The following is a 14,311-nucleotide window of genomic DNA, read 5'->3' as shown; positions in this document are numbered from 1 at the left end:
GGTTATCGTGTATAATAATATGAAGAAGAACACACAAATGGGCGGAGGGAAATACTTATGAAAAAACGGAGTAGTTTGATTTTTACCAGTATCTTGTTCATCTTGTTTTTGACAGGTTGTACCAAAGCAGCTTTTGAACCGAGTCCCTATGCAGCCGATGATTTGAATCAACTGGCTGGCGTGACAATGAAGACAGTAGAACCACGTTATAACTCAGACACTGAAACGATTCACGTAACACTTGCCAACGAAACGGAAGAAGAACTTTTTTATGGTGTGGCGTTCAGTATCGAATACTTAGATGAAGATGCGTGGGTTGTGTTCCCCTTTGAGGAAGAAATGGCTTGGATAGAGATTGCCTTAAGCTTGAAGCCGGGCGAGACTAATAAAGAAGAAATCACGATGACCTTGTTCGAACATGATTTTGAACCTGGAACATACCGTGTGATTAAAGAAGTCGCTGGTAAACCACTAACAGCAGAATTTGAAATAGAAACGGAGTAAACAATGAATCCTGAAGAATTTAGAACGGCAGTCCTGGAAATGGGACTGGCATTAGACGAGAAGCAAATGGCGCAATATGCGCGTTATTACGAACTACTAGTGGAATGGAACGAGAAAATAAACTTAACGGCTATTACCGAACGCGATGAAGTTTATTTGAAGCATTTTTATGATTCCATCACGTTGGGTCTGCACACCGATGTCCTGGAAGGTGAAATGACCTTGTGTGACGTGGGTGCCGGTGCGGGCTTCCCAAGTATTCCTTTGAAAATTGCTTACCCGAACTTGAAAGTGACCATTGTTGATTCGCTGAATAAACGGATTAACTTTTTAGAGTTGCTATTTAAGGAATTGGGCTTGGAAGGTGTCCGTTGCTACCACGATCGCGCAGAAACATTTGGACAAAACGCGGAGCACCGTGCAGCGTATGATATTGTGACGGCACGTGCTGTCGCTCGGATGAGCGTTTTAAGTGAACTATGTGTGCCTCTTGTGAAAAAAGGCGGTTATTTCGTTGCGATGAAGGCAGCTAGCTCGAAAGAAGAATTAGATGATGCGAAAGCAGCGATTGCTACATTGGGAGGTAAAGTGGAAGAAGACTACGCTTTTGAATTGCCAAAAGAAGAAGGCGAACGCCACATTATCTTAATTAAAAAAGCCAAAGAAACACCAAAAAAATACCCGCGTAAGCCGGGACTTCCGAATAAGAAGCCACTATAAGACAGAGGGTATTCATTTCCCGTGCTTTTTGGTACAATAACCAAGTAATGTACGCTTATATTGTCTGTAGAAAATCATATTATAAAAGAGCGATAAATGATGCAGTCATTTTGAAAAAATGCGAAAGGGAAAAATACGCATTTTATTTTTCCCTTTTTTTGTATCATCTTTAGAACTGGAGGAAAGTAAATGACACGGATCATTGCAGTTGCAAATCAAAAAGGTGGCGTTGGTAAAACAACAACGACTGTTAACGTAGCAGCGGCATTAGCCTACCTGGGTAACAAAGTGCTATTAATTGATAGCGATGCGCAAGGGAACGCGACGAGTGGGCTTGGTATTTCCAAGGCAGATGTGAATGAAGACATTTACGATGTCCTCGTCAATCAAATACCAATCGAACAAGCGATTCAACCCTCATCACGCGAAAACCTATGGGTGGTTCCGGCAACGATTCAATTGGCTGGAGCAGAGATTGAATTGACGAGCCAACCGCATCGTGAAGCCCGTTTGAAAACGGCGCTTGAGAAATTAACTATTGATTATGACTATATCTTTATCGATTGCCCGCCATCGCTTGGACACTTAACGATTAATGCCTTCACAGCCAGTGACTCGGTGTTAATTCCTGTTCAGTGTGAATACTATGCCTTGGAAGGGTTAAGCCAACTATTGAATACGTTCCGCCTAGTTCAAAAGCACTTTAATCAAGATTTGAAGATTGAAGGCGTGTTATTGACGATGCTGGATGCACGTACAAATCTTGGCTTTGAAGTCGTTGAAGAAGTGAAGAAATATTTCAAAGAAAAAGTTTATGACACAATTATTCCGCGTAATGTCCGTTTGTCAGAAGCACCAAGTTATGGTCAATCGATTGTTGATTATGATATTCGTTCGAAAGGTGCCGAAGTCTACATACAACTTGCAAAGGAAGTGCTAGAGGATGCCGAGTAAAAACAACAAGGGGTTAGGCCGCGGTATTGATGCCTTATTCACTAATTTCAATGATATCGAGAAGATTGATGAGAAAAATGAAAAAGTGGAAGAAATCAAGTTGGATACGATTCGTCCCAACCCGTACCAGCCACGTAAAGAGTTTGATGAAACGGCACTAGCAGAGCTGGCAGAATCGATTAAATTAAATGGTGTTTTTCAACCGATTATTTTGCGAAAGTCCACAGTAAAAGGCTATGAAATTATTGTCGGCGAACGACGTGTGCGCGCATCACGTCTGGCGGGTAAGGAAACAATTCCAGCTATTATTCGCGTTTTCGATGAACAGGCGATGATTGAAGTCGCGATTCTTGAGAACTTGCAAAGGGAAGATTTGTCCCCGTTAGAAGAAGCGGATGCGTACCAAACGATGATGACGAAGCTGAAAATGACACAAGCCGATGTAGCGGCCCGTCTCGGTAAGAGCCGTCCCTACGTAACGAACCATCTACGTTTATTGACATTGCCTGACGATGTTAAGACATTACTTCGTAACGGTGACTTATCTATGGGGCAGGCCCGCACGTTATTAGGTCTGAAGAACCAAACGCAGATTAGTGAACTTGCGAAGCGTGTAGTTGCAGAAGGAATGACTGTACGCCAATTGGAAGCGTTGGTTCAAGAATTAACGGAACCTTCGCAACGTAAAGAAAAGAAAAAGCGCGACAAGCTGAAAAAACCTTCTTATCTTATCGAGAGCGAAGAACGCTTGATGGATCGCTTTGGTACTGCGGTACAAATTACTCCAAAAGGCGAACAAGGAAAAATTGAAATTGAATACTTATCATCGGCAGATTTGAATCGCATTTTGGATTTACTCGCGATTGAATTTGAAGATTAAGAAGGGGGTTGCCATTGGTGAATCAAAAAGAGTATGATTTACACGCTGTCGTGGAAATGAAGAAAGCACATGCTTGCCAAAGTAACGCCTGGGAGATTATTCGGATGGGAATGGATATCCGAATTAAATGTCAGAAGTGTGGCCAATTAGTCTTGATGCCACGTCGTGAATTTGAGAAGAAAATGAAAAAAGTACTGGTAAAGGCAGAAGCTGCCGAATAAAAACCAACTAGAAAGAGTGGAAAACATGTCATTAACAGCAGGAATTGTGGGTTTACCAAACGTTGGAAAGTCCACACTATTTAATGCAATTACAAAAGCAGGAGTAGAAGCAGCGAACTATCCGTTTGCGACAATCGACCCAAACGTCGGAGTTGTTGAAGTACCGGACGATCGTCTACAAAAATTAACAGAATTGGTAAAACCAAAGAAAACTGTTCCAACAACATTTGAATTTACTGATATTGCCGGAATCGTAAAAGGTGCCAGCAAAGGCGAGGGTCTGGGAAATAAATTCTTGGCTAATATTCGTCAAGTGGATGCAATTTGTCACGTGGTGCGTTGTTTCGAAGATGAAAACATCACACACGTCAGTGGTAAAGTAAATCCGTTGAGTGATATTGAGGTTATTAACCTGGAATTAATTTTGGCGGACTTGGAGTCTGTTGATAAACGTTATACGCGCGTCAGCAAGATTGCACGTACAAAAGATAAAGATGCTTTGGCAGAATTAGCAATCTTGGAGCGTGTGAAAGAAACATTAGAAGCTGGTCAGTCAGCGCGTACGCTTGAATTTACACCAGAAGAAGCACCACTCGTGAAGAGCCTGTTTCTTTTGACTACGAAACCTGTGCTTTACGTAGCAAACGTTGCAGAAGACGAAGTAGGGGACGCTGAAAACGATATGGTGAAACAAGTGCGTGAATTTGCGGCGTCTGAAGGTGCTGAAGTTGTTACAATCAGCGCACGTATTGAAGAAGAAGTTGCAGAGTTAGACGACGAGGAAAAAGCAGAATTCCTAAATGAAATTGGAATTGAGCAATCTGGTCTAGACCAATTGATTCAAAAAGCTTACTCCCTATTGGGTCTAGGTACATATTTCACAGCGGGCGAGCAAGAAGTACGTGCATGGACATTCCGTCTGGGCATGAAAGCACCGCAAGCAGCCGGTGTTATTCATACGGACTTCGAACGCGGATTTATCCGTGCTGAGACAGTTTCCTATGATGATTTATTGGCAGCTGGCAGCATGGTTGCAGCTAAAGAAGTTGGAAAAGTGCGTTCTGAAGGTAAAGAGTACGTTGTTCAAGATGGCGATGTCATGTTGTTCCGCTTTAATGTTTAATAGTTGACTTAAGAAATTCTTAGGAGGCCCCAAACGTGTCAGAAAATACACTTGAACAAACTAAAAATGAAAATAGTGTCTTGTGGAGCGAACTTACAAAGCGTAACGAGCAATACATGATTGGTCTTGATCGTGCGCTTACACAAGCGAATTACGATGAAGAAAGTAAACATACGCTATACAATAAGATGATGAAAGAATTAGTTACAAATCAAAAGTCTGGTACGACAGCACGCCAACTATACGGCACTGTTTCAGAGTGCGCAGAAAATGTCTTGCAACGCCAAGAAGCAACTGTTAGTTCAGAGCGTTCGCCGGATTGGCTGATTGCCCTTGATGGAGGTTTACTATTAGGTGCAATCTTTGCCTTGATTTCAGGGACATCTTTACTAACAGCAGGCGAAAATACGCAACCGGGAATGGGGATTGTCAGCTTAATCCTGAATTTCATCGCCGGTGGTCTATCGATGCTGATTGTTTCTAAATATCAACCAGATGTAAATGCACCGAAAGGTAAAAAAGGTTACTTCAAGTATATCGGAGTCCTTATCCTTTCTATGGTTTTCTGGATGTTAGCAATGACAGCGACAATGGTCTTGGTTCCACCAGCAATTAATATCAGCTTGCCGGCAACCGCCTATTTGATCATTGGTGCTCTCAGCTTCGCATTGAGAGTTTACTTGAAGAAAAAATTCAACATAACGGGTGGCGTGTTTTAATAGAGAGGAGGGTGGGACATTTTGTCTCACCCTCTCTTTTATCGGAGAAACGACTACTCAAACCTAATTTTTGATCTGAGTAGTCGTTTTTAGATAGAACCGCTGACTCAAACCCGATTTTTGCTTTGAGTAGTCGTTTTTAGATAAAAACGCTGACTCAAACCTAATTTTTGCTTTGAGTAGTCGTTTTTAGATAGAAACGCTGACTCAAGCCCGATTTTTGCTTTGAGTAGTCGTTTTTAGATAGAAACGCTGACTCAAACCCGATTTTTGCTTTGAGTAGTCGTTTTCGGATAGAAACGCTGACTCAAACCCGATTTTTGCTTTGAGTAGTCGTTTTTAGATAGAAACGCTGACTCAAACCCGATTTTCGCTTTGAGTAGTCGTTTTCGGATAGAAACGCTGACTCAAACCCGATTTTCAATCTGAGTCAGCGTTTCAGCGTGAGAATTTCCCCTTTCCAATTCTCATTGAGAATACATACTAATTTAAACGAAAACTTGTTATACTTGTTCAGCTAAGAAAAAGAAAGTAGGCAATTATGGAAAATAAAACATTTGAAACATTCGGGATTAGTCCTGAAATAATTAAGGCACTGACGAGTTTGCGTTATTACAGCCCGACTCCTGTTCAGGAAGAAGTTCTCCCTTTGGCTTTGAAAAAAGCGGATATTATCGTTGAGTCACAAACAGGAAGTGGTAAAACGGCAGCTTTTGGGATTCCTTTGTGCGAGGATGCAGTTTGGGAAGAGAATAAACCCCAAGCGCTCATTCTTGTACCGACCCGTGAATTGGCACTCCAAATTCAAGAAGAAATCATGAACATCGGGCGTTTGAAACGTATCAAAGTGACTGCGGTTTTTGGAAAATCGTCCTTCAAAACGCAAAAGTCGGAATTGAAACAAAAGAGCCATATTGTAGTGGGAACGCCCGGCCGTGTCTTAGAGCATTTGAAAGAAGGCACATTGTCTGTCGAGAAAGTTCGCACGGTTGTATTGGATGAAGCGGACGAAATGTTACATATGGGATTCATTGACCAAGTAGAAGCAATCATTGATTACTTGCCTAAGAATCGTCAAACGATGCTGTTTTCGGCAACTATGCCGCCGGAAGTGGCGCGTTTAGCAACTTTTTACATGCGTGAAGACCGTGTGTCTGTGAAAATGGATCAATCCCCGGACAATCAACCGCGTATCTATCAGTCGTACATCCGCGTTTCCGAAGAAAAGAAAAATGATGTCTTGATTGATTTATTGACTGTTGCGAATCCGGAAGCAGCCATTATTTTCTGTAATACAAAAGATGTTGTGGATGACGTGGATGCATTTTTAGCTAAAAAAGGATTGCTTGTCGATAAACTCCATGGTGGGATGGATCAAGACGACCGTCTGGCGGTCATGACCGATTTCCGTTCTGGAAAAATCCGTTACTTAGTTGCAACAGATGTTGCGGCCCGCGGAATTGATATTGATCATGTGACGCACGTTATGAACTACGACGTTCCGTTTGAAAATGAAAGCTTCATTCACCGTACAGGTCGTACAGGCCGTGCGGGTAAAGAAGGCCAAGCGATGACTTTGGTTAGCGATAAAGGTGCGTACCGTTGGCAAGAAGTAGTTGCTTTTGTATTCGAAGGTAAAGAAGGTCCTGTAGAGATTCAGGCTCCGAGTACGCGTGTAGTTCAGCGTGCTAAGGTTGCATTTGATAAGAAAAATCAAGAACCGATGCGTCCGAAAGTGGCCCGTAATAAAGAATTGAACCGGGATATTACAAAAGTTTACTTCAACGGCGGTAAAAAGAAGAAACTGCGCGCTATTGATTTCGTGGGCACATTGACGAATATCAAGGGTGTTGAAGCTGATGATATCGGGATTATCACGATTCAGGAGAATGTTACGTATGTGGAAATTTTGAATGGCATGGGTCCTTATGTGATTGCAGAAATGCAAGACCGCACGATTAAAGGGAAGAACCTTAAAGTTCGTAAAGCCCGTAAGTAAATAATTCTTTTATTTGTACCCTTGACGTTTTAGTGGCTAGGTGGTAAGTTAGAACATAAAAAATCGCATGAAACAAAGGAGAGGGGAAACAAAGAATGTCGAACTGGGAAACAAAATTTGCTAAAGAGGGTTATACATTTGACGATGTATTATTAGTTCCTGCAGAAAGCCACGTATTACCGAATGACGTCGATTTATCTATTCAATTGGCAAAAAATATTCGTTTAAATGTACCCATTTTAAGTGCAAGTATGGACACTGTAACAGAATCTGCAATGGCAATTGCAATGGCCCGTAATGGTGGTCTGGGTGTTATCCATAAGAATATGTCTATTCAAGCGCAAGCAGACGAAGTTCGTAAAGTAAAACGCTCAGAAAGTGGCGTTATTATTGATCCTTTCTTCTTAACACCAGAACATTTGGTTAGTGAAGCAGAACATTTAATGGCAAAATACCGCATTAGTGGTGTACCTGTCGTTAATGATATGAAAGAGCGTCAATTGGTTGGTATTCTAACAAACCGTGACCTGCGTTTCATTTCTGACTATACCCAAGCGATCGGTGATGTCATGACTAAGGAAGAGCTTATTACAGCTCCAGTCGGAACATCTCTGAAAGATGCAGAGAGCATTTTGCAAAAATACAAAATTGAAAAATTACCATTGGTTGATGAAGCTGGCAAATTAGCTGGTCTGATTACAATCAAAGATATCGAAAAAGTAATTGAGTTTCCTCATGCAGCTAAAGATAGCCATGGGCGTTTGTTAGTTGCAGCGGCAGTTGGTGTCACTTCTGACACATTTGAGCGTGCACAAGCATTGCTTGACGCTGGTGTTGACGCAATCGTTATCGATACGGCTCATGGACACAGTGCCGGTGTTATTCGTAAAATCAAAGAAATTCGCGAGCAGTTCCCGGATGCAACGTTAATTGCTGGTAACGTTGCAACAGCTGAAGGTACGCGCGCATTGTTTGAAACAGGAATCGATGTTGTTAAAGTTGGTATTGGCCCTGGTTCAATCTGTACAACACGTGTTGTTGCCGGTGTTGGTGTCCCTCAAATCACTGCTATTTACGATGCAGCAAGTGTTGCCCGTGAATTTGGCAAATCAATTATTGCCGATGGTGGGATTAAATACTCCGGTGATATCGTTAAAGCGATGGCAGCTGGTGGACACGCTGTGATGTTGGGAAGTATGTTGGCTGGTACCGACGAGTCTCCTGGAGATTTCGAAATGTATCAAGGCCGTCGTTTCAAAACATACCGTGGAATGGGTAGTTTAGCGGCAATGGAAAAAGGGTCAAGTGACCGTTATTTCCAAGGCGGCGTAAACGAAGCCAATAAACTGGTTCCAGAAGGAATCGAAGGCCGCGTTTCTTATAAAGGTGGCGTTGGCGATATCATTTTCCAAATGCTTGGTGGCGTACGCTCCGGTATGGGCTATGTGGGTGCCGGCAACTTGGAAGAATTACGTGAAAATGCACAATTCATCCGTATGTCTGGTGCAGGGCTAGTAGAATCACACCCGCACGACATCCAAATCACAAGAGAAGCTCCGAACTACTCAATCGGACACTAAAAAAGAGAGAGTGGTCTCAAAGACGTTCAGGCCCGCAGCACTGGAACGAATACGCGGAGGACGGCAACAGCCGTCTGAGCATTATTCGTGAAGTGTCCGCGGGTTTGTCTTTGAGAGCACGTTTGAGATAAGGTCTAAAAGACGTTCAGCCCCGCAGCACTAGGGTTGGGCGTCTTTTTTTGTCTGCTGGAAGTCTGACATAGAACCCGTAAAATCACATTCTATGTCGCACCTCCCAAGCACGACTATTTCAGCCATATCTAAAGATTCCCTCAAGGATTTGTTTCTTAACGATTCTTTTAACTATTTTTGGTAAACTAATTACAAAGAATAAGCTTAAAGAGGTGACTTATGGATAAAATATTAATTGTAGATGATGATCGAGAAATTGTAGATTTGCTAAGTATTTATTGTAAAAATGAAGGCTATGAAGCTATTAAAGCATATAACGGAGTCGAGGCACTGCAACTCTTGAAACAAAATATGGACGTCCAATTGATTATTCTAGACGTGATGATGCCCAAGAAAGATGGTATTACGGTCTTGAAGGAACTCAGAGCGGACAATAATCACGTACCTGTATTGATATTAAGTGCGAAGTCTGCCGATATGGATAAAATACAAGGATTGACATCAGGTGCCGACGATTATGTGTCTAAACCATTCAATCCGCTGGAAGTAATGGCCCGCATTAAATCATTACTGCGCCGTTCTTCTGTTACGCAACAAGAAATCGAAGCAAATATTATCGAAGTAGGTCCATTAGTTATTAAAAAGGAATCACACGAAGTCAAAACCTTAAATGGAAAAGACATTCAATTGACTGCTTTAGAATTTGGTATTTTGTATTTATTGGCAAGCAATTTGAACCGTGTTTTTAGCGCTGATGAAATCTTTGAACGTGTATGGCTTCAGGAGAGTATCGTTTCTGCTAAAACAGTCATGGTTCACGTGAGCCATTTACGCGACAAAATAGAAAAAGCAACAGGCGGCGAGAAAGTGATTCAAACTGTTTGGGGCGTCGGCTATAAGATTTCAGAATAGGAGCGAATGACGTGCCGAAATTAAAGTTAACAAGAAAAGAACTCGGCGAATTGATTTTTGAAGCAATCATTACGATGACAATTATGTATTTCCTGCTGATGGGATTTTACTTAATTTTCAATCAGACGGTGCATTCGCCGCCTGAATTTTTACCACAAGTTCACTCATTGTGGGATGTCATTCTCTTTATTGATTTTATTATCATGGAATACCGCCTTGTCATGTTTTTAACAGCATTTGTATTTTCGGTGCTCTTTACATGGTGGCGTCTGTTCCGTCGCTATAAACAAATGCAACTGCGCCACATTTTGGATGAGTTGCATTACATTGCTTCGGGAAATTTCGATCACCGGATTGAAGCGAAATTCCATGGAGATATGTATGACGTTGTAAACAGTATTAACACGTTGGTTGAAAGTACGGTCGAGGCCATGGAAGAAGAAAGAAAAATTGAGCAATCAAAAGATGAACTCATCACCAATGTCAGTCACGATATCCGGACACCGTTGACATCGATTATTGGCTATCTGGGTCTGATTGCCGACAAACAATACTCTTCTTATGATGATGTTGAGCGCTATATTAATATTGCGTACGGAAAAGCGTTGCAAATGAAAGTGTTGGTCGATGATTTGTTTGAGTACACAAAAGTCCGACAAACATCAACGCCGCTTCATTACACGAAGATAAACCTAGGCAATTTTCTGGAGCAAATGGCAGCGGAGTTTGAGTTGGAATCTGCTAAAAAAGAAATGGACATCGAAGTCATTATGGAAAGTGATCCGTTAATGATTGAGGTTGATGTCGACAAAATCGCCCGCGTGTTTAGTAACCTCATTTCCAATGCCTTAAAATATGGAAAAGGTGGGACGTGGATAAAGATAGCAGTCGATAAAGTAGGGTCCGAAGCGTTAATTTCGGTAAATAACAACGGGCCTAAAATACCGGAAGAAGCGTTGGAGGAGTTATTCGGACGTTTTTACCGAGTGGAATCTTCCCGTTCTCAACAAACAGGAGGCACGGGCCTTGGTCTGGCGATTGCACAAAGCATCGTGGCTCTGCACGGTGGGTACATCTACGCGGAATCAACTGATGCAGTAACAAAGTTCGTCATGCGGCTACCATTAGAACAGATACCTAACTAAATTGTTGTGTTTTTACTGTTTTTCCGCTAACATAAAGAACGTAACTTTAGTGAATGGAGTAGAAGAATGATTAAATATAATAAATGGACAACCCGCCTTTTATCTGGGAGTTTACTAGCAAGCATCTTCTTAGCTGTACCAGAAGCGGCAGCAGCTGTCGAACCAATCGAAGTTTCAAGTGAAGCGGCATTTGTAATTGATAACGAAACAAACAAAATTTTACTAAACCAAAATGGAGATGCATCGCTTTATATTGCCTCCATGACGAAAATGATCCCCCTATATTTAGTGCACGAAGCGATTGAAGCGGGCACAATTGCTTGGGACACACCTGTTCCAATCAGTGATTATGCATTTGCAATCAGCCAAAACTATGAACTATCAAACGTTCCATTGCGTAAAGACTTTACTTATACGGTAAAAGATTTATATGAAGCAATGGTTGTCTACTCAGCAAACGGCGCAACAATCGCTGTTGCAGAATTGATTGCCGGCTCTGAGCCTGCGTTTGTTGATATGATGAAAGAAAAATTGGATGCATGGGGCGTTACTGGTCATGCGCTTTACAACACAACCGGTCTTCCAAACCACTACGCGGCGGAACTGGGTAACTTGTATCCAAATGCACCAGTAGATGAAGAAAATAAAATGACAGCACGCGGTATTGCAACTGTCGCTGACCATTTATTGGATGATTACCCAGAAGTTCTAGAAGTAGCTAAAATTGAAGACAAAGTTTTCATGGAAGGTTCCGGAGACGAAATCCACATGATGACATATAATTTGATGTTACCAAATCAACCATACGCACGAGCAGGTGTAGATGGTTTGAAAACAGGAACAACAGATGCTTCAGGGGCTTCCTTTACAGGAACAGCTTTGCAAGATGATATGCGCGTTATTACAGTTGTAATCGGCGCAGAAGATAACGACGGACGTTTCGGCGAAACAGCTCGTTTGATGGATTTTGCTTTTGGTAATTTTGAAAAAGTTCAAATCGCTTCAAGTGGAGATGCCGTTGCAACGGAAGAAAAACTAACGATTGCAAAAGGTAAAGAAGAAACAGTTGGTTTGATTTATAACGAAGATATTTTTGTTGTAACGCCAAAAACAGAAGAAGAACGCGTAGTTGCGACGGAATTGACTTTGAATTCCGAGTTATTGAATGCGGACGGTCTGATAGAAGCGCCAATTGAAAAAGGAACAACAGTCGGAAATGTGGCCCTTTCAATCGAGGGCGATGATCTTGGTTACTTGGATGGCACACAAAACGAAGCGACTGTTGCAGTAGAAAGAACAGTTGAAAAAGCAAACTTTTTAGTTTTGGCATGGCGTTGGGTAGCTAATACGGCTGCCAATGGCTGGAACTCAGTGACAGATTTCGTAGGCGGATTCTTTAGCTAAGTTGACGACACACCTTGTTATCGAGTAAAATGAAGGTAATTAAACACAAAGAATGCCAAGCATGTGAATAGTAGGTAATAGTATTCCTTTAGAGAGTCGGTGGGTGGTGTAAACCGATAGAAGCTGTTACTGAATCCGCACATGAAGCAAACAATGAAAACAAGTCATCTTGATTAAATTGTTTCGGGTCCCCCGTTATCGTCTAAAGTGTGGATACACGTGTATCCGAAGCTGGGTGGTACCGCGAACGTTAAGTCATTTCGTCCCAATAGATATCTATTGGGATGGGATGGCTTTTTTTATATAGAAAAAGGAGGAAAAGAAATGTTAGATATGAAGAGAATACGCGAAGATTATGCAGGCGTGGCAGAAAAGTTGGTGGCGCGTGGTGTGGATGCAGCCATTTTAGAGGAATTGATTCAATTGGACGAAGAGCGTCGTGCAAAGATTGTGAAAGCAGAAGAGTTGAAACAGTTACGTAACCACGTTTCTCAAGAAATTGCTTTATTAAAACGTAACAAAGAAAACGCGGATGATAAAATCGTGCAAATGAAAGAAGTAGGCGAACAAATTAAACAAATGGATGCGGATTTGAATGCCGTTGAAGAAAAAATGACCTACATTTCAACACGTCTGCCGAACGTTGCCCACGAATCTGTGCCGGCAGGAGACGACGAAGATGATAATATTGAAGTTCGCAAATGGGGAGAGCCGCGTCACTTCGATTTTGAACCCAAACCGCACTATGACATTGCAGAAGATTTAGGAATTCTAGACTTTGAACGTGCTGCCAAAGTAACAGGTTCACGTTTTGTCTTCTATAAAGGATTAGGAGCACGTCTTGAACGCGCTTGTTACAACTACATGCTTGATTTGCATACAGGCGAACATGGCTACACGGAAATAATTCCTCCATATATAGCGAACGAAGCTTCATTATTCGGTACAGGACAATTTCCTAAGTTTAAAGAAGATGTTTTCCAATTAACAGATGAGCGTAACCTAACATTGATTCCGACAGCAGAAGTGCCTTTGACGAACTATTACCGTGATGAAATCTTGGATGAAGCGGAATTGCCAGTTTACTTTACAGCAATGAGTCCATCATTCCGTTCAGAAGCGGGAAGTGCCGGCCGTGATACACGTGGTCTAATTCGTATGCACCAGTTCCATAAAGTAGAATTAGTGAAATTCAGTAAACCAAGTGAATCATATGAAGAGTTAGAAAAAATGACGGACAATGCAGAGACTGTATTACGCAATCTTGGTCTGCCACACCGTACGATCGTATTATGTACAGGAGATATGGGCTTTGCAGCTGCTAAAACGTACGATATTGAAGTATGGGTACCTGCTCAAGATACATACCGTGAGATTAGTTCATGTTCAAATACGGAAGATTTCCAAGCGCGCCGTGCAATGATTCGTTACCGTAATGAAGAGACAGGCAAGGTAGAATACGCACATACACTAAATGGATCAGGTATTGCAGTTGGTCGTACCGTCACAGCGATTTTAGAAAATTACCAAAATGCAGACGGCTCTGTCACAATTCCAGAAGTATTGGTTCCATATATGGGTGGCGTAACAACAATCACAAAAGAAAATGCGTTAGGTAAGAAATAATTCTTCTATATATGTTAAAATAACCCCATTAGATAAAGGGGGTAAAGAAATGGCATTTGAGAAAGCAACATTTGCAGGTGGCTGCTTCTGGTGTATGGTAAAACCGTTTGACACTTTGCCAGGTATTGAATCAGTTATTTCCGGTTATACAGGAGGCCATGTTGAGAACCCAACTTACGAACAAGTATGTACAGGAACAACAGGTCATACAGAAGCTGTTCAAATTACGTTTGATCCAGAAGTTTTCCCATATAAAGACTTAGTAGAGGTTTATTGGCAACAAACAGATCCGACCGATCCAAACGGTCAGTTTGTCGATCAAGGTAATTCGTATCGTCCGGCTATCTTTTATCATTCAGATGAACAAAAAGAAATTGCAGAAGCTTCTAAAG

Annotated in this window: 14 protein-coding genes and 1 other annotated feature (1 of these 15 running past the window's edge); all 14 genes read left to right on the top strand. The window is 41.8% G+C overall.

Features of this window, described 5'->3' with window-relative positions:
* Positions 1 to 57: 57 nt before the first annotated feature.
* Positions 58 to 504, top strand: a complete 447-nt coding sequence (locus G7058_RS05635; protein ID WP_166062629.1) for an immunoglobulin-like domain-containing protein — start codon at positions 58 to 60, stop codon at positions 502 to 504.
* A 3-nt stretch (positions 505 to 507) separates the two neighbouring features.
* Positions 508 to 1,224, top strand: a complete 717-nt coding sequence (gene rsmG, locus G7058_RS05630) for a 16S rRNA (guanine(527)-N(7))-methyltransferase RsmG (protein WP_166062628.1) — start codon at positions 508 to 510, stop codon at positions 1,222 to 1,224.
* A gap of 189 nt (positions 1,225 to 1,413) precedes the next feature.
* Positions 1,414 to 2,178 (top strand): ParA family protein, encoded by a 765-nt coding sequence (locus tag G7058_RS05625; RefSeq protein ID WP_166062627.1) that lies wholly within the window; start codon positions 1,414 to 1,416, stop codon positions 2,176 to 2,178.
* Positions 2,168 to 3,058, top strand: a complete 891-nt coding sequence (locus tag G7058_RS05620; RefSeq protein WP_166062626.1) for a ParB/RepB/Spo0J family partition protein — start codon at positions 2,168 to 2,170, stop codon at positions 3,056 to 3,058. The genes G7058_RS05625 and G7058_RS05620 overlap by 11 nt, the downstream gene beginning before the upstream one ends.
* A gap of 56 nt (positions 3,059 to 3,114) precedes the next feature.
* On the top strand, positions 3,115 to 3,279 hold the full coding sequence (locus tag G7058_RS05615) for a DUF951 domain-containing protein (RefSeq protein ID WP_264372331.1): 165 nt from the start codon (positions 3,115 to 3,117) through the stop codon (positions 3,277 to 3,279).
* 25 nt (positions 3,280 to 3,304) lie between these two features.
* The gene (ychF, locus tag G7058_RS05610; RefSeq protein WP_166062624.1) at positions 3,305 to 4,402 is read left to right on the top strand and encodes a redox-regulated ATPase YchF; all 1,098 of its coding nucleotides are present in this window, start codon (positions 3,305 to 3,307) and stop codon (positions 4,400 to 4,402) included.
* Positions 4,403 to 4,437: 35 nt separating this feature from the next.
* On the top strand, positions 4,438 to 5,121 hold the full coding sequence (locus G7058_RS05605; protein WP_166062623.1) for a DUF1129 domain-containing protein: 684 nt from the start codon (positions 4,438 to 4,440) through the stop codon (positions 5,119 to 5,121).
* Between the two features lie 541 nt (positions 5,122 to 5,662).
* Entirely contained in the window at positions 5,663 to 7,120 is a 1,458-nt protein-coding gene (locus G7058_RS05600; RefSeq protein ID WP_166062622.1) for a DEAD/DEAH box helicase, read from the top strand.
* 95 nt (positions 7,121 to 7,215) lie between these two features.
* Positions 7,216 to 8,700, top strand: a complete 1,485-nt coding sequence (gene guaB / locus G7058_RS05595; RefSeq protein WP_166062621.1) for an IMP dehydrogenase — start codon at positions 7,216 to 7,218, stop codon at positions 8,698 to 8,700.
* 351 nt (positions 8,701 to 9,051) lie between these two features.
* Positions 9,052 to 9,744: a response regulator transcription factor gene (locus G7058_RS05590; protein ID WP_166062620.1), complete on the top strand. Its 693-nt coding sequence runs from the start codon at positions 9,052 to 9,054 to the stop codon at positions 9,742 to 9,744.
* Positions 9,745 to 9,818: 74 nt separating this feature from the next.
* On the top strand, positions 9,819 to 10,889 hold the full coding sequence (locus G7058_RS05585; RefSeq protein WP_166063726.1) for a sensor histidine kinase: 1,071 nt from the start codon (positions 9,819 to 9,821) through the stop codon (positions 10,887 to 10,889).
* A 66-nt stretch (positions 10,890 to 10,955) separates the two neighbouring features.
* Complete coding sequence (locus G7058_RS05580) at positions 10,956 to 12,293, top strand: serine hydrolase (RefSeq protein WP_166062619.1); 1,338 nt, start codon at positions 10,956 to 10,958, stop codon at positions 12,291 to 12,293.
* Positions 12,294 to 12,341: 48 nt separating this feature from the next.
* Positions 12,342 to 12,564 (top strand) — a binding site (T-box leader).
* Between the two features lie 53 nt (positions 12,565 to 12,617).
* A complete protein-coding gene (gene serS / locus G7058_RS05575) occupies positions 12,618 to 13,919 on the top strand; it encodes a serine--tRNA ligase (protein ID WP_166062618.1) in 1,302 nt (433 codons plus the stop codon).
* Between the two features lie 49 nt (positions 13,920 to 13,968).
* Positions 13,969 to 14,311 carry the 5' portion of a peptide-methionine (S)-S-oxide reductase MsrA gene (gene msrA, locus G7058_RS05570; RefSeq protein WP_166062617.1) on the top strand. It continues 176 nt past the right edge of the window, so 343 of the gene's 519 nt are visible here — the first part of the coding sequence; its start codon is at positions 13,969 to 13,971; the stop codon falls past the right edge of the window.

It is taken from the genome of Jeotgalibaca porci, assembly GCF_011299095.1.
Taxonomy (GTDB): domain Bacteria; phylum Bacillota; class Bacilli; order Lactobacillales; family Aerococcaceae; genus Jeotgalibaca; species Jeotgalibaca porci.
This window is presented reverse-complemented; position numbering and strand designations above follow the sequence as displayed.